The following is a 17,499-nucleotide window of genomic DNA, read 5'->3' as shown; positions in this document are numbered from 1 at the left end:
ACGCGTATGCGCGGCGCACTCTCAACGAGAAAATTTGAATTTGTTCAACGCAATGCGCGTTAGGCCGGTACGATGACCTTGCCGATAGGCCATAGCGCGATGCCGGCGAGCTTCAGATGTGCCCAGGCAAAGGGAATGCCGACGATGGTGATGGCCAGCGCGAGCGCCGCGATGAGATGGCCGATCGCCAGCCACCAGCCTGCCAGCACCAGCCAGATCACATTGCCGATCAGGCCGAGCACACCCGTGCCGATGTCGCCGCGGCCGGTGACGGCCTCACGGTCGACGGCACGCTGGCCGAACGGCAGCAACGTATAGGCGGCGATATTGAAGGCGGCGCGGGCCCAGGGCAGGCCGATGATGGTGATGGCCATGACGACGGCCGCGATCAGCCAGCCGACCGCCATTCCCAATCCGCCGAACACGATCCAGAGGATATTCAGAAACAGCGGGACGACGGGCATGGGGGCTCTCTGGTGATGCGCAGTGCTACCGACATATAGATAGCCTGCATAACAAGTGGAAGATGGCGGTCAGTCCGTCCCAGCAATGATGCTCTGGCTGGCGGTCCTGTAAAAGCTCCGTCGTGCCCGGGCTTGTCCGGCCATCCACGCCTTCCTTCATTTACAGCCAAGACGTGGATGCCCGGGACAAGCCCGGGCACGACGAAAGTTGGGTGCCTTAATATCCCCGTCCGCCGGAGCGGGAATAGGCCGGGCGGGCATCTGCTGCCGGGCGAGCCGATGATGCGCCGCGCACGTCGCTACTGGTGCGCGTCTGTGGCTGCAGTTCTTCCAGAAAAATCGGCTCGGAGAAATAATAGCCCTGCGCGTAGCGGATCTTGGTCGCGGCCTGAAGATAGGCCAGTTCCTCGAAGGTCTCGACGCCTTCGGCGATCACCGCCATGCCCAGCGCCTCGCTGAGCGACTCGATGGCGCGGAGGATGCCCTGGCTGCGCGGGCGCTTGTGGATGTCCGTGATGAAGGAGCGGTCGATCTTGATCTCGTCGGCGGTGATATCCGCCAGCGCCGACAGCGACGAATAGCCGACGCCGAAATCGTCGATGGAGATGCCGACGCCAAGCGCCCGGAACATCGGCAGGATGTCGTCCTGGAAATGCGTCTTGGCGACGAATGCGTCTTCGGTCACCTCGACCATGAAGCGCGTCGGGCAGCCAGTCTCCTCGATCGCCCTGGCAAAGGCGCGCATGAATTCCGGATTGCCAGCCTGTTTGGCAGCGACGTTGATGCTGATAGTGGCCGCGGCGCCGAAGGTCTCGTCGATCAGGTCGATCGACTTCATGATCTCGGCGAGCACCAGATGGGTGAGCTCGTCAATCAGGCCGAGTTCGACGGCCAGATTGATGAAGGTGCCGGGGGCCTGGATCACGCCATCGTCGTTGCGCAGCCGCACCAGGGCCTCGATGCCCTTGATCTCCAGGCTGCGGATATCGACCTTCGGCTGAAACGCGCAGCAGAACCGCTTGTCGAGAATCGCCAGCCGCAATGACTGTTCGGTGGCCATGCGGGCCAGCGCCTCGCTCTCCATGCTGGAGTCGAAGAACACCGCAGCGCCCTTGGTCTCGTTCTTCACGCGATACATCGCGATATCGGCGTTCTGATGCAGCGCGTCGTAGTTGCGGCCGTGTTCGGGATAGAGGCTGACACCGATCGAGGCGGAGGCGAATACTTCGGAGCCGTCGATGAAGAACGGCGCGCGCAGCCGCTGCACCAGCAGCTCCAGATATTCGGCGACCTCCTGCTGGCTCTGGATCGGGTTCAGCAGCAGCAGGAATTCGTCGCCGGAAATCCGCGACAGCATGTCGGTGCCGCGCAGGTCGAGCGCCAGCCGCTTGGCGAACTGCACCAGCAGCGCATCACCGACGCTGTGACCGTAATAGTCGTTGATGTGCTTGAAATTGTCGATGTCGAGGAAGGCCAGCGCGAAATGTGATGTTTCGCCGGAATGGCCAATGACGTCGCCGACATGTTTCTCGATCATGCGCCGCGTCGGCAGATCGGTCAGCTCGTCGTAATAGGCGCGACGAAATAGCTCTTCTTCCATCGCTTTCTGCCGGCTCACATCGGTGGCGCTGGACAGTAGCACGCTGCGGTCACCGATGCGCACCGGGCGATGCGTGGTCAGAAACACCCGTCTGTCGCGTTCGGAATTGACGCGTTCCTCGAACACGGCAGAGCGGCCGGACTGCAGCAGGTCGAGCGCGGTGGCGCGTCGATGCGTCAATGCCTGCACCAGAAAGTCCGATTGCGGATCGGGTCTGTTGAATTGGTCCGCCGATGCATTGAACTGGATTGCCGCGGCGTCATTCACCAGCAGAAAGTCGCCCTGATCGTCTTGCACAGTGACGGAGGCCGGCAGCATGCGTACGATCTCGCGCAGCATCTCCAATTCGCGTGCGGCATCGCTATCCACGAATCCGGTAGCAGCCTCGGTCGAAGAGGTTGCGGTCGGGCGGTCGCTGTTCATTGGAGAGGCCGACGAGCCTGGGGTGGATGCGTTCTGCATGGTGGCCGAGCCTCGCAAAACGCCTTGTCGATTTGGTTAAATCGGTTCGCAAAACGCTGGTAGTTGTGTAAATGCCGCGCGATTTGGAGCGGTAGCGGTGCTGACGTCATTAACAAAGCGTCAATGACGAGGGCGAAAGCGCCAGATCGCTCAATAAGGGCGTGCATGATCATTCTCATGATCGGCCTTTGAGTAAAACAATCTGAGTATCACGCGCCGCGATCTCAGCATGAAATTCCCCACTCAGTCGCGCTGATCGCCGGCCGAGCTCTTGTATTCCGACCCACGCGGTTGTGATCGCCGCAGGATGCAAGGTTGGCGGAGAAAAATGCGCTGCATATGCCCGGAAGTTTGAAAGGAACGCCTCGTCATCAGCGTAAGTCACAGTGCGCACGTCGCTATTTTCCCGGGCCACTCGACAGACTTATGTCATGACACCATCCTCTCGCGATGCCGCAATGGTCGCCCGATGCGAGAGAGACGTCGCCGATGAGCAATCCATCCAAAGCCAATGTTCTCTGGTTCCTGCCGACCCACGGCGATGGACGTTATCTCGCTTCGACCCATGGTGCGCGCGACATCGACTTCAAATATCTCCGTCAGATCGCGCAGGCCGCCGATCAGCTGGGGTATTTCGGCGTGTTGTTGCCCACGGGACGCAGCTGTGAGGATTCATGGGTGGTCGCATCGGCCGTGGCTCCATGGACCGAACAGCTTCGCTATCTCGTGGCCGTTCGGCCGGGCCTGCAGTCGCCGAGCGTCGCCGCGCGCATGACCGCAACGCTGGACCGTGTCACGAACGGTCGTCTCCTGATCAATGTCGTGACTGGCGGCGATCCCGTCGAGAACAAGGGCGACGGCATTTTCCTGCCGCACGATGAGCGCTATGCCGTCACACGCGAGTTCCTCAACGTCTATAACGACCTGCTGGCTGGCAAGACCGTCAATGTCCAGGGCAAGCATATCCAGATCGAGGATGGTCGTCTGATCTTCCCGCCGGTGCAGTCGCCGCGCCCGCCGCTGTATTTCGGCGGCTCGTCTGACGCCGGCATCGATGTCGCGGTGGACACCGTCGACAAATATCTCACCTGGGGCGAGCCGCCGGCGCTGGTCGCCGAGAAGGTTGCGCGCGTCAAGGCTGCTGCCGAAAAGCGCGGCCGCAAGCTGTCTTTCGGCATCCGTCTTCATGTGGTGGTGCGCGAGACCAATGAGGCGGCATGGAAGGCCGCCGACGAACTCATCCAATATGTGACAGACGACGTCATCGCCAATGCGCAGAAGACCTTGGCCCGGCAGGACTCGGTCGGCCAGCAGCGCATGATGCAGCTACATGGCGGACGTCGCGACAAGCTCGAGATCAGCCCGAATCTCTGGGCCGGCGTCGGCCTCGTGCGCGGTGGCGCCGGTACGGCGCTGGTCGGCGATGCGCAGACCGTTGCGGCGCGTATCAAGGAATATCAGGACGTCGGCGTCGATACCTTCATCATGTCCGGCTATCCGCATCTTGAGGAAGCCTATCGCTTCGCTGAGCTCGTCTTCCCGCTGCTGTCGCTGCAACAGCACGACAATGTCACATCGCTACGCACGCGCACCGGCCCGGTCGGTGAAATCGTTGCCAATGAGCATCGCGCGCAGAGCGCCTCGTAATTCCGACAGGCACCCATCATGAGCATTGTTGAAATCCTTCCCCGCGTTCGCAGCTTTCGCCTGCCGCGCATCGATGGCCTGACCCAATGGATCGTACCACTGGTCATCCTGCTCGTCTGGCAGGCCGCTTGCGTGACCGGTTACGTGCCGGCGCGGGTAATGCCGGCGCCGACCGATGTTGCCTTGGCCGGGTGGAAGCTGCTGGTCTCGGGCGAACTCGCCCAGAATATCTGGGTGTCGTTCTGGCGTGCGTCCGTCGGCTTCCTGATCGGCGGTAGCATCGGCTTTGCCTTCGGTCTGGCCAACGGTCTGTCGCAGCTCAGCAGCAAGCTCACCGACACGACGCTGCAGATGGTGCGCAACGTGCCGCATCTGGCGCTGATCCCGCTGGTCATCCTGTGGTTCGGCATCGATGAATCGGCCAAGCTGTTCCTGGTCGCGCTTGGCGTATTCTTCCCGATCTATCTCAACACGCTGCACGGCATTCGCACGGTCGATCCGCAACTGATCGAGATGGGCCGCATCTATGGCATGCGCAACAGCGAACTGTTCCGCCGCGTGATCTTCCCGGGTGCGTTGCCCTCGATCTTCGTCGGCGTGCGCTTTGCGCTCGGCATCATGTGGCTGACGCTGATCGTGGCGGAAACCATCGCGGCTTCGTCGGGCCTTGGCTACATGGCGATGCAGGCGCGTGAATTCATGCAGATCGACGTCGTGGTGCTCAGCATTCTGATCTATGCGCTGCTGGGCAAGGTGGCCGACAGTGCCTCGCGCGCGCTGGAACGGCTGACATTGTCCTGGCACCCGGCTTTTCAGAAACATTGAGCGAAATTCGGAAGCGAGAATTTGAAATGACCGTGCAACAGTCTCTTCGCCTCAGCCATGCCGATGCTCAGGTCATCGATGCGCCCGTCGATTTCGAACAGGCCCTCGCCACGCAAGCGCGGCGTCCGGCCGAGCAGAAGTCCCGCGGTCTGTCGCTCACCATCCGCGGTCTCCGCAAATCCTTCGGCAGCAATGAAGTGCTGCGCGGCGTCGATCTGCATATTCCTGCTGGCCAGTTCGTGGCCATTGTCGGCCAGAGCGGCTGCGGCAAGAGCACGCTGCTCCGCCTGATCGCAGGCCTTGACGCGCCGACCGTCGGCACGATCAGCTTTGGTGAGGAAACCCGCGCGGAGGACATCCGCGTGATGTTCCAGGAACCGCGCCTGTTGCCATGGGCCAGCGTGCTCTCGAATGTGGAAGTTGGCTTGGGGACCGACCGGACATCGGCCGATGCCAAGGCGCGCGCCGAAAGTGCATTGACGGAGGTCGGCCTCGCCGAGAAGCGCGATCAATGGCCGTCCGTCTTGTCAGGTGGCCAGAAGCAGCGTGTTGCGCTGGCGCGGGCACTGGTCAGCCATCCGCGTGTGCTGGCGCTCGACGAGCCGCTCGGTGCACTCGATGCGCTGACGCGTATTTCGATGCAGCAGCTGCTCGGTCGCGTCTGGCACGACCAGACCTTCACCTCGATTCTGGTGACGCATGACGTGTCCGAGGCCGTGGCGCTGGCGGATCGCGTGCTGGTGATTGAAGACGGCCGTATCGCACACGATATCAATGTTGATATCGCCCGGCCGCGGCAGCGCGGCTCGGCAGATCTTGCGGCGCTGGAAGGCTCGATCCTGCGCAATCTGCTCGGCCCGGGAGCCGACGCCACCGGCTTGTGAGACTATTGTGACCTGCGAGGCTGCCATGAATTCCGTCGTTCGTAATATCACCGTCGATCGTGAGGTTTCTTCCGATCGCGAGGTCTCTTCGCAGGAATTCCGCGGCGCCATGCGGGTGCTGGCCGGCGGTGTCAGCGTCATCACTGTGGGCCGCGGCAAGGACATCACGGGCATGACGGTGACGTCGGTCTCGTCGCTGTCGGTCGATCCACCCACACTGATCGTCAGCGTCAACAGGGAGTCGTCGTCTTGGCCGCTGCTGCAGTGCTATGGCGTTTTCGGCGTCAACATTCTGTCGGCTGAACAGCTAGATGTCGCCGAGCGCTTCTCCGGCAAGGGCGGATTGAAGGGCGCCGATCGTTTCGTCGGCGCGCAATGGGTCACCCGCGCCACCGGCGTGCCGCTGCTGGCGGGTAGCCTCGCGGCGATCGATTGCGACGTCGAGGAAGTCATCGAGCGCCACTCCCATGCCATCGTCATCGGCCGCGTCCGTGATGTCATTACCTCGGTCCCGCACACCGCGCTGACCTATTGGGACGGGCAATATGTGGCGATCGACCAGAACGAAGACAATCTGAAGCTCGCCGAAGTCAGCGTGCCCAGCATGCGGGCGCTGCGCGAGATCTGACATCCGGCGCGCCTCCCTTCCTGTCATTCCGGGGCGCGGGTCAGCGGCGAAGCCGCTGGCAGGCGAGCCCGGAATCCCGATGAGGCTTCAGGCTCTGAGACTCCCATGTCGAGATTCCCCGCCACTCCAATTGGAGTGGCTGAGGTTCGCGTGCGCTAAGATGCGCACACGCCCGGAATGACAGTTTAGGGCAACGTCGCCAAACATTTTTTCCTATTCTTGTTGATAATATACCTAAAACGATTATCCTCCGCTTGTCCGGTTCGCGAGGGGCGCTTCATGAGGCGTCTTGAAGTGGGACAGGGATGCGGTGCCTGCGGGCATGAGGGAGACGTTCCCTCGCGCACCCGGGAGGCCTTGGGTAGCCGTCCGGGCCCACTACGGGGCTCTGCCGCTTGTCGGCTGGACTGGGACAGGCCAAAGCGGGGAAATCTGCCGATGCCACGTCCCAGGAAGCACGGCCCCAGGGACAGAAATCGCCGCGGTGGCGCGCCCTCAAGGCGTTGCGCGGTTGCAGCTTGCCGGCGTTCCGGTGGAGCGGATCGCGACAAAAACCACCCTTTGCGCCTCACGGCGCGCCGCCACCCCTCATGTTTCGAGGGGGGACTGCTCACACCTCGGACGCCATTGGCGCCGCGAGATGGCGAGAGCTTGGCTGTTTGAAATTCGAATCGGTGATGGCCGTAGGATGAGTCGAGCGCAGGCGCATCGCGCCGGCTCGTCCGCCGTGGCTCGAAGAGCGAAGGCGGAAGCGAAACCCATCAATCCCAAGAAACGGACGTGATGGGTTTCGCGAAGCCGCTCTACCCATCCTGCGCCCCTGGGGCCGGAATGACGGTTCACTTCGTCAGCAATGCAAACGCGCCGCTCCAATCCTCTGGCGGCGGATTCTCCTGATAGCTGCGGATGCGCTTTTCATAGAGGCCGTAGAGTTGTTCGAGCGCATTGGCGACATCCGAATTGCGACCACGTTCGATCGCGAATAGCGCACCGTCCCAGTCACGGCTGCGATAACAGGCGAGCATTTCGATGGTGAGATTGCGCAGCGTCTGGAAACGTTCGGAATGCGTCACGTCCTCACGTCCGGCGATGGCGTAGATCACTTCCGGTTCTTTCTTGCCCTTCACCATGATGAAGTCGAGTTCGAGAATGGCGAACTTGTCCTTGGCCGCGAGCGCGGTCTTCGAGCCGACGATGATCGGGAAGCCGTATTCCTTGGACTGGCCTTCGAGGCGCGAAGCCAGATTGACGCTGTCGCCGAGCACCGAATAGTCGAAGCGCAAGTCCGATCCCATATTGCCGACAACGCAGATGCCGGTATTAAGGCCGATGCCGACATTGATCGGGATATAGACATGGCCGCCTTGCGTGGCCTCGTCTTCGCGCAGCTTGTTCAGGGCGTCGATGCGATCCAGCATGTCGAGCGCGGCGTGGCAGGCATTGATCTGGTGCTGGTCGTCATCGAGCGGCGCGTTCCAGAACGCCATGACAGCGTCGCCCATATATTTGTCGATGGTGCCCTTGCGATCGAGGATCGCATTGGTCAGCGGCGTCAGGAAGCGGTTCATCAGCGTGGTCAGGCCATGCGGATCGTGCTTGTAGGATTCCGAGATCGTGGTGAAGCCGCGCACATCGGAGAACATGATGGTCATCTCGCGCTCCTCGCCGCCGAGCACCAGTTTCTCCGGTGACTGCGCGAGCTGAGCCACCAGCGCCGGCGACAGATACTGGCTGAAGGCCGAGCGGATGCGGCGGCGCTGCGCCTGCTCACGCACGAAATTGCTGAAGATCAGCGTGAGATAGATCAGCGTGGTCGAGAGCAGGGGGTAGGTGAAGTCGATCAGCAGGCGGTGCTGCGTGTAGAAGTACCAGGATGTGCCTGCAAGCAGTCCTGCGAATACTGCGCCCATGATGACCAGCGTGACAGGCCCGAACATCGGGGCGAGACAGATCACGATGATGCCGAGAATGATCGCAATGCATAGTTCGGCGCCACGCGCATAGGCCGGCTGCGACAGAACAGTCTTGGTCAACGCGCTCTCCAGCACCTGGGCATGAACCTCGACGCCGGGAATCACCGCATCGAGCGGTGTCGTCTTGGTGTCGAGCAAGCCGACCGCCGAGGTACCGATCAGCACCAGATGCCGTGCGATCGCCTGAGGTTGCACAGTGCCGTCGAGGACGTCGGCGGCGGAGACATAGATGCTGGGATCGTGCTTGGCGAAATGCACCCACAGCCGTCCTTCACTGTCGGTCGGAATTTCGAAGCCTCCGACGCGGATGCTCTTGATGCCGGCGCTATCGGACTTTACGAGGATCGTGTCGGCGCCCGAGGCGACGCGCAGCATCTCGAAGCTCAGCGAGGGCATCGTCACGCCCTGGGTCAGCATCAGCATTGGCACGCGTCGCACGATCCCGTCGCGTTCGTTGCGGATCGAGAACAGGCCGCGGCCTGCGGCAGCTTTCTCCAGCACGTCGACATTGCGTAGCAGTCCCGGGAAATCCACCATAAAACGCTGTGGCTCGCCGCCAAGAGTTGCGAGGCCGGTGGTCGGCAACGCCTTGTCGAGCCCCGGAACCTCATAAGGCAGGCCGGATTCGCCGAGCACCACGCGGGATCGCCTGATGGCGTCGGCGAATACCTGATCGTTGCTCGGCAACGTCTTCAGCCGGGCCCGCAGATCGTCGTCGAGGCCGGCAAAGCTGTCGGCAGCCAGCGCCGGATTCAGCCGGTCGGGTTCGGGGAAAACGATGTCGAAGGCGATGACGACGGCGCCGAGTTGAGTCAGCCGCGTTACCAGTTGCGCGAGCAGCGTCCGTGGCCATGGAAACTGGCCGTACTTGGCGATGCTCTTCTCGTCGATATCCACGATCGTGACGGGCTTCGCGGTTTTCACCCGCGGCTGGATCACTTGATAGGTATCGAAGACCCGCAGCCGCAATTCCTCGATCGCGGGCGGATCAGCGATGCGCAGCAGCGCGAGGCCCAGCAGCAAGACAAGACAGAACGCACGTGCCCAACCGAACCGCCGCGCCAGCCGTGTCACTCGCCGCATGCGCTTCATGGTTGGCGGGTCATTTCTCGCGGAAGGCGCGCATCAACTGATCGCTCAGCGGCTTGGCAAGATAGGACAGCATGGTGCGGTCGCCGGTCTGCACGAAGGCCTCAACCGGCATGCCGGGGATCAGGCGAACATCGCCGAGCTTTGCGACTTCCGATGCCGGCATCGAAATCCGGATCGTGTAATAGCTCTGCCCGGTGCGCTGATCCGTCGTCGTATCCGGCGAGACGCGGCTGACGGCGCCGTTGAGCTCCGGCGTGGTGCGCTGGTTGAAGGCAGAGAGCCGCAGCAGCGTCTTCTGGCCGATTTGCAGCTTGTCGATATCCTGCGGATTGACGCGGGCTTCCACCGACAGATTGTCGGTCTGCGGCACGATCAGCATGATGGCGTCGCCCGCGGTGATGACACCGCCGATCGTGTGTACGGTGGATTGCAGTACCATGCCGTCCTGCGGCGCGCGGATGTCGATGCGGCGCAGCTGGTCCTCGGCAGTGACCTTGCGTTCGACGAATTCGCCGATCTTGTCATTGGTCTCGCGCAGGTCTTTGGAGACCTCGCTGACGAGGTCCTTGTCGATCTGGAAAATCTGCAGCTCGATCTCGGTGATCTTGCCTTTGGCCTGCGCCCGCGCAGCGATGAATTGCGCGCGTTCGCCGGCGAGGCGCGCGGCATCGCGCTCCAGCACGGTCAGGCGCGAGATCTGCACCAGTTGCTGGTCGAACAGCCCGCGAACGCCGACCAGTTCCTTTTCCACGAGCGCGATTTCGCGGGTCTTGGCAGTCTCCTGCGCGGTGAGGCCGGCGATCTCCTCGTTGAGCTGCGCGATGCGTTCGCGCAGCTGCTGCTTCTGGCCGACGCGGCCGGTCGAGCGCACATTGAACAGTTTGGTTTCGCTGGCGATGACATTCTTCACGTCCAATTCGGCGAGTTGCTCCAGCAGTAGCGGCGGAAAGGTAATGAATTCAGCACCGCGCTGCTCGGCTTCAAGCCGTGCGGCGCGCGCCCACAACCCGTTGAGGTTCTTGGTGACAATGGCGAGGCCGGCTTTGGTCACGGTGTCGTCGAGGCGCACCACGACATCTCCAGCCTTCACCAGGTCGCCGTCGCGGGCGCGCAATTCGCCGACGACGCCGCCGGTCGGGTGCTGGACTTTCTTGACGTTGGAATCGACCACCACTGAGCCCGGCGCGATCAGAGCGCCGGAGATCTGCGCGGTCGACGCCCAGCCGCCCAAACCGCCTGCGAGCACGAGCACAACGACGAGGCCGATCATTAGATGGAGGCGAATGGAACGGCGCGAACCTGTGAGCGGCGCACTCATGGCTTGGCTACTCCGCCGTCGGCGACGATCTTGATCGGCTGTGCTGCCGGGCGCTGCAGCACCTGGCCGAGCACGGTCTCCTTCGGTCCGAAGGCCTGCATGCGACCGTCCTTCAGGACCAGCAGCATGTCGACGCCTTCGATGCCGATCGGCCGGTGTGCAACCACGATGACGATGGCGCCGCGCGTACGGGCCGCGCGCACAGCCTTGGTCAGCGCTTCGTCGCCTTCGGTATCGAGATTGGAATTCGGTTCGTCCAGAACGATCAGGAACGGATCGCCATACAGCGCCCGCGCCAGCGCGATGCGTTGCGCCTGACCGGCGGACAGAACGCCGCCGTGATCGCCGACCTGCGTATCATAGCCCTCGCGCATGCCGACGATGAGGTCATGTACGCCGGCCTGCCTTGCCGCGGTGATGATGTCGTCATCCTTCGCATCGGGATCGAAACGGCAGATATTGTCGGCAATGGAGCCTGCGAACAGTTCGACATCCTGTGGCAGGTAGCCGATATGGCGGCCGAGATCGTCCGGCGCCCATTGGTCGAGCGCCGCCGCGTCGAGCCGGACATGACCGCGCACGGGCTTCCAGACGCCGACCAGCGCGCGCAGCAGCGATGATTTGCCGGAGCCCGACGGTCCGATGATGCCGAGGCCGTTGCCGGCCGCGAGTGCAAAAGTGATGTCGCTGACCGTGATCTTCTGCTCACCCGGCGGTGCGATGCTGACGCCTTCGATACTCAGTTTCTGCGACGGATCTTGCAGCTGAGTAACAGCTGCCTGATCCGGCAAGGCGTATAGCAGCCCGTTGAGCCGATGCCAGCTCTGCCGGGCGGTGACAAAACCCTTCCAGTGCGCGATCGCCAGATCGACCGGCGCCAGCGCGCGGGCACTGAGGATCGAGCCGGCGATGATGATGCCGGCGGTGGCTTCCTGATTGATCACGAGATAGGCGCCGACGCCGAGTACCGCCGATTGCAGGACCATGCGCATCACCTTGGCGATGGCGCCGAGGCCGCCGGCCACATCGCTGGTGCGCTGGTTGCCGGCCAGATAGGTCTCGTTGGCCTCGCGCCAGCGCTGCGTCAGACGCCCGGCCATGCCCATCGCGACGACGACTTCGGCATTGCGCCGGCTCGCCGAGGCAATCCCGCTACGGCGTGCCGCGAGACCGTTGGCCTCGCGCGCAGGTTCGCGGGTCATGATTTCCGTGAGGATCGTCAGGCCCACCAGCAGGAAGGCGCCGACCGATGCGGTGACGCCGATCATCGGATGAAACGCGAAACAGATCGCCAGATAGAGCGGCAGCCAGGGCAGGTCGAACAGCGCGCTCGGTCCCATGCCGGAGAGAAACGAGCGGACGTTATCGAGGTCGCGCAGCGGCTGCAGACCTTCATTGTGTCCGCCGGCAAGGAGCGGCAGTCGCACCACGGTCTGGAACACGCGAGGGCTCAGCACTTCATCCAGCGAACTGCCGATCCGCACCAGAATGCGACCGCGCAGCAGGTCGAGAATACCCTGGGCCACGTAGAGTCCGCCGGCGAGGACGATGAGACCGACGAGGGTCGGCACGCTGCGGCTCGGCAGCACGCGGTCGTAGACCTCGAGCATAAAGAACGAGCCGGTCAGATACAGGATATTGATCATGCAGCTCATCAGCCCGACGCCCAGAAAGGCGCCGCGGCAGGCCCGCAAGGCATCGCCGAGCTCGGTCCGTGCCGGCAGGCTGGAGGTTCGTGACAGGCCACGCTGCATCGTCAAGCCTTTGCGGATCATGCGGACGGTCGCTCGTCAGGCACCAAGCGCCGCTCCAAGCACCGATCTGACAGCCATTATGCCATCAGTCAGGCGACTTGTGCAGGTGCTGTCCGCGGGACGGTTAACGGTGCCGCGTTATGCCACGTTGGAATAGGGGTGGACGATGAAGTCGCTGGCGTGCAGCTGGGACATGTGCACGTTATTGAGTTGCAGCGTGTCACCGCCATCGAGATGGATCAGGGTATTGTTTCCCTTTTGCTCGATTCCACCGGACAGTTCCCAAAGGGTCAGCTTCAAATCGCCGAAGGCGCCTGAAAGATTGGGCACACCACGAATGTGGTCGAGCACGATCTTGTCGATGCCGACCTCGAAGTCCGTGACGATATCCCGATCGATCGATCCGCTATGCGACCCGAAGACGAATTGATCCGAGCCATGGCCACCGGTCAGCGTATCTTTGTTGGCCGTTGCGAAGATGACGTCCTTTCCATCCGTGCCGTTCAGTGACACCTGCGTATTGGGCTGGAGAGGCGCCGTATTGAAGATGAAATTGACATGTTCGCTAGCGCCGAATCCGTCAGTGACGGTGACTGCAACGGTGGCTTGAGGCGTGTCCGAATTGGTTGGTTTGAAGGTGAAACCGTCTTCGAGGTAATGGTCTATGGAGGACAGTGATCCCGACTTCACCACCGTGCCGTTGATGTCCAGCTGATAGTTCTCACCGCTGGACCAATCTTTGTCCGACACGAACACGTCGGAAATCTTGAAATAGCCGTCGTGGGGCTTGGACAGCTCAGCCGATGACGTATCGATGTCGGGCGCGTCATTGCTCCAGGTCATCTCGGTGCCACCGTGATGGTCGGAGTCGATGTCGAGATGTTTCAGTACGCCTGGATCGGTCAGCGTGAAATAGTCGTTCTTGCCCCAGCCGTAATGGACATCGACGACGCCGTTGTGCTGGTCGAACCAGAGCTGCCAGGGCGAGATGCCCTGCAATTCGATCGAGTCGCCGTAGGACAGACCGGAGACGGTTCCGACGAAATGAGATCCGCGATCGAGAATCAGTTCGTCGCTGCTGATGCCGGAGAAGGTCACATTGGCGTCCGACCAGCCGCCGAATTCCAGCGTGCCACCGCTGATTTTTGCGGTGCCGTGACCGGTGACATTGCCGCCGATCTCGAACAGGCCAGCATAGGCTTCGATGGTCCCGTAATTGACCAGATCGCCCTTGATTTCGAGACCGCCGGTGGCCATCGACGCGATGATACCGAAATTGATCAGACTGCCCTTGCCGGTGTCGATGATCAGTGCGTGCGAGCAGTCGGATGCGATGATCTTGCCGTCGCATTCATTGACGATGCTGAGCTTGCCGGCGCCGAGCTGGCCATAGCCGTTGATCGTGTTGTCGGCATTGACAAGTTTCGAATGCAGGGAGTCACCGGTGATCCGGTCGGCGCTTCCGTCGAGCGTCACGGTGCCTTCGCCATCGAGCGTGACCGTACCGTGGATCAGCAGGGTCGCGCCGGCCGCGTGATCATCGACCAGCAGCGTGCCGGTGTTCTGCACGATACCATTGACTTCGAGTGTCGTGCCCGGTGTGAGCTGGATATCGCCGTCGTTCACCAGTGTGCCGGTGACATTCAGCGTTCCGGTGCCGGTCAAATCGAGCTCGGCCAGGGCTCCGATGTGAAGCCCGGCAATTTCCAGCAGGCCATTGAGATTGAAGGTAACGGTCCCCGTATTGATATAGACGATCTCGTCTGCCGTCGGAACAATCCCGAGCGACCAGTTGCCGGGCGTGTTCCAGTCGTTGTCGTTGGCGGCGCCAGTCCAATAATTTGACGCTCCGTGAGGCGGCGGCGCGGCAATGATCGTGTCGGTTGCGGAACTGGTAATCGCTTCGGCGGTCCCGTCGCCGTCGGTGTAGCTGATGACAACGGAGATTGTCAGGCCGACGTCCGCGGCAGTCAGGACATAGCTGCTATCCGTGGCCCCGGAAATAGCGACCGGTCCATTTGGGCCGGAGCGCTGCCATTGGTAGTGAAACGTTCCCAGTCCATCGACATCGGCCACGTCGCCAGCCTGGGCGGTGATCGTCTCGCCTTCCTGGAACGTGCCGGCGATCGTGACCTCTCCGGTAGGCTTATCGTTGACGGGCGTAACGTCCAGCGCGGCGCTGCTGGCAACCGACGTCACACCGTCGGAAATTTCGTAAGTGAACGATATAGGCCCGTTAAAATCGGCGGCGGGCGTAAAGGTCCAGGTGCCATCCTCATTCGATGTCAGCGTTCCGCAACCGCTCGCAATCTTGAGGCAGGTCACGTGCAGCGTCTGGCCGTCGAGATCTGTGGCATTTGCCAGCAGCTGCGCTTCTGTGATGACCAGACAGTGGTCTTCCGCGATGGCCGTGAGCGCGACATCACCCTCGACAACCGGCGCGTGGTTTTCACCGGGCACGACCGTGCCGTCGTAAGGTTCGCTGAGATTGTTGTGGCTGCCGCCATCGTCCACCTGCACCGTAAAGGTGGGCTGGCTCGTGCTGCCGTCGCTGACGAAGCGGACATGATGCTGGGCGAGCTGTTCGCTCGTGAAAGTGTAGGAGGTCTCGGAGGTGCCCGTCTCGCTGGTTACACTCAGGAGCTGAAACACGGAACTCGTCGCCGGCACCCACTCGGTGCCGGTCCACACTTCGAATGCACCGCCGGTGACGTTGCTCACCGTGAAAGTGAAGTCTGTCGTTCCGTCCGGATCGCTAACTGTGAAGCTTGTATCGCTCAGTACCGTTACGCCGCCGAGGACGACCTCGATCGATGTGCCGGTGATCGTCGGCGCGTCGTTGACACCCGTGATCGTAATCGTCTCGGTCTGCGCCACGCTCGCGCCGTGGGCATCGATGACATTATAGGTGACCTTGAGGGTCTCGGTCTCGCCCTCGCCGAGATAGGCAAATGCGTTCGAACCGATTTCCAACGTGGTGCCGTTGAGTGTCACGCCGGCATGGGTGTTGGTCGGCGCGCCATTGTTCAGTGAGAACTTCACATTACTCACGGTCAACGTCGCCGTTTCACCGAGATCGGCATCGGACGCGCCGGCGAGCAAATCGAAGCTCTGGGTGGTATTGCTCTGCGTTGCGGCGTCTGTCAGCACAGATGCAACGACGGGCGCGTCATTGGTGCCATCGACCGTGAACGTCAGTGTCTGCTGCGTCGTGTCGGGGCCGGACTGACTGCTGAAGCCGATCGTGTAGACGGCCTGTTGTCCCGCGGCGAGGAACTTGAACGCCGCCGGATCGTAACTGACATGACCGGTTTGTGGATCGACGGTGACCAGCGCTTTGAGGTCAAGCGACGTGGGCGTGCCGCTCGGGCCGCTCGCCGAAATGATATGCGCCGTGCCCGGCACATAGGGGGTTGCCACATCACCACTGTCGGGATCGGTGATCTGGACCTGATCCTTGATTTCAAAGCTGGTCTTGTCGACCGGCAGCGTCACGACAACCGGCGCAACGGTGACGATCGGTGCAGTGTTGAAGCGCGTGATCGTGACGTTGATCGGCGGCGTAGTCGGGGAGTCGCCTGGCAGGTTGATTGGAACCTGGAAGGGCTGGCCCGGCAACGTATCTGGCGGCATGAATTTCAGCGGGTCCGGACTGGTACCCGAATTGGGATCGCCAGGCGACGATCCGCCGCCCGAGCCATTGCTGCGCGGATTGGCGTTCGGAACATAGTTCGGAAAATACTGCTGCAGCGTCTGCTGGATGATCGCCTGGGCCATCGGCGTCAGCGGATCGGCGATGCCTGTGGATGTATCGCCATTGCCGAGCACGCTGGTGACCTGACCGGCCGTATTGACGGTGCCGATGACCTGGCCGCTTGTCTTGCTATACAGCACATAAGAGCCGGTCACGCCGTTGGGCTCGACCAGAACCTGGAATTTCACCGGCGGTGCGCTGCCTTGACCCGGCACTTCGAAACCGATTTCGACCAGCACGGCAGTGCCGCGGATGCCCATCGTGGCAACCGGCGTGTCGACGCGCATGTTGCCATGCTTGGCAGTTTCGCCGGCAACAAAGGTGATCGTGCCCTGCACGAGGCTGAGCAGGGATGAGTTCGACGATCCATTGGGATCGTAGACCATCTCGTTCAGTACCATGCGTGCGTTGGCCGAGAGGCCGAACACGGTGCCATCGACGAAAGTCAGGGTCAGCGATGAGTCCCCGCCGGCCTGGACAACGTCGCCCTTCTGCACCTGATCGCCGACATTGAGCATCACAGAGACGCCATTGCGGATGGCAGTCGCGCTGCCGGCTAGCTTGCTAACAGTACCAATGACTTGCGCGGCGGCATTGGCGCCGCCGCCGAGCTGGGCGACCTGCACTTCGCCAACAAGGGCGGTGACGAGGTCGCCGGATAGCTGTGCGCCATCGGGCGACGACAGAGCTGCGCGCAGCGAACCCTTGAAATAGTCGGAGACAACGTGTTCGTGCCCGTCCTTGGACAGTACGAGATCGACGCCGGAGCGCTTGTAGTCGCCGGAGAACAGCAGGTTGGCATCCTGCACGACAATTGTGGAACCGGCTGTATGGGCGGAAAACGTATGGCCAATACCAACGCTGCCAGCCGCCGGTTCGGTCGGCGCATCGCTAGATTGCGAAAATTCGAATGTACCCGCGTAGTTCAATTTCTACCGCGCATGATTATGGTTATTAATTGGCTAATTTCCGAGGCATGCATACCACCGCGGGGTGCAATGCGATAGTGGACGTCTGCGCATCACGTTTTCAAGCTATCGGCTTCTTTGTGAAATCGTTCGGATATCACTGATCTATATAGTAAATTTTCATTAACGA

10 protein-coding genes are annotated in these 17,499 nt (G+C 61.8%); 4 read left to right on the top strand and 6 right to left on the bottom strand.

What is annotated here, in order from left to right; translation table 11 throughout:
* Positions 1-59: 59 nt before the first annotated feature.
* A complete protein-coding gene (locus A4A58_RS03465) occupies positions 60-464 on the bottom strand; it encodes a YccF domain-containing protein (RefSeq protein WP_068729790.1) in 405 nt (134 codons plus the stop codon).
* A 217-nt stretch (positions 465-681) separates the two neighbouring features.
* Positions 682-2,403 (bottom strand): putative bifunctional diguanylate cyclase/phosphodiesterase, encoded by a 1,722-nt coding sequence (locus tag A4A58_RS03460; RefSeq protein ID WP_244499681.1) that lies wholly within the window; start codon positions 2,401-2,403, stop codon positions 682-684.
* A gap of 612 nt (positions 2,404-3,015) precedes the next feature.
* Between A4A58_RS03460 and ssuD the strand changes: the two genes are divergently transcribed.
* The 4 genes from ssuD to A4A58_RS03440 are packed head-to-tail and all read left to right on the top strand — an operon-like array spanning position 3,016 to position 6,510.
* On the top strand, positions 3,016-4,173 hold the full coding sequence (gene ssuD, locus A4A58_RS03455) for an FMNH2-dependent alkanesulfonate monooxygenase (protein ID WP_068730429.1): 1,158 nt from the start codon (positions 3,016-3,018) through the stop codon (positions 4,171-4,173).
* A gap of 18 nt (positions 4,174-4,191) precedes the next feature.
* Positions 4,192-4,998: an aliphatic sulfonate ABC transporter permease SsuC gene (gene ssuC, locus A4A58_RS03450; protein ID WP_068729785.1), complete on the top strand. Its 807-nt coding sequence runs from the start codon at positions 4,192-4,194 to the stop codon at positions 4,996-4,998.
* Between the two features lie 32 nt (positions 4,999-5,030).
* Positions 5,031-5,882 (top strand): ATP-binding cassette domain-containing protein, encoded by an 852-nt coding sequence (locus tag A4A58_RS03445; protein ID WP_068730428.1) that lies wholly within the window; start codon positions 5,031-5,033, stop codon positions 5,880-5,882.
* A 25-nt stretch (positions 5,883-5,907) separates the two neighbouring features.
* Complete coding sequence (locus A4A58_RS03440) at positions 5,908-6,510, top strand: flavin reductase family protein (protein ID WP_068729784.1); 603 nt, start codon at positions 5,908-5,910, stop codon at positions 6,508-6,510.
* A gap of 839 nt (positions 6,511-7,349) precedes the next feature.
* Here the strand turns inward: A4A58_RS03440 and A4A58_RS03435 are convergent.
* From A4A58_RS03435 to A4A58_RS03420, 4 genes are all read right to left on the bottom strand, one after another.
* Complete coding sequence (locus A4A58_RS03435) at positions 7,350-9,575, bottom strand: CHASE2 domain-containing protein (protein ID WP_068729782.1); 2,226 nt, start codon at positions 9,573-9,575, stop codon at positions 7,350-7,352.
* 10 nt (positions 9,576-9,585) lie between these two features.
* Positions 9,586-10,893 carry an HlyD family type I secretion periplasmic adaptor subunit gene (locus A4A58_RS03430; protein ID WP_068729780.1) on the bottom strand — a complete coding sequence of 436 codons (1,308 nt, stop codon included), beginning with the start codon at positions 10,891-10,893 and terminating at the stop codon, positions 9,586-9,588.
* A complete protein-coding gene (locus A4A58_RS03425) occupies positions 10,890-12,647 on the bottom strand; it encodes a type I secretion system permease/ATPase (RefSeq protein ID WP_068730427.1) in 1,758 nt (585 codons plus the stop codon). Before A4A58_RS03425 ends, A4A58_RS03430 begins: the two co-directional genes overlap by 4 nt.
* Before the next feature lie 138 nt (positions 12,648-12,785).
* Positions 12,786-17,330, bottom strand: a complete 4,545-nt coding sequence (locus tag A4A58_RS03420; RefSeq protein WP_068729778.1) for a cadherin-like domain-containing protein — start codon at positions 17,328-17,330, stop codon at positions 12,786-12,788.
* Positions 17,331-17,499 lie beyond the last annotated feature (169 nt).

The organism is Tardiphaga robiniae, from assembly GCF_001618955.1.
GTDB classification, from domain to species: Bacteria; Pseudomonadota; Alphaproteobacteria; order Rhizobiales; family Xanthobacteraceae; genus Tardiphaga; species Tardiphaga robiniae_A.
Note: the sequence above shows the minus strand (reverse complement) of the source record. Positions and strands in the feature narration are given on the sequence as shown.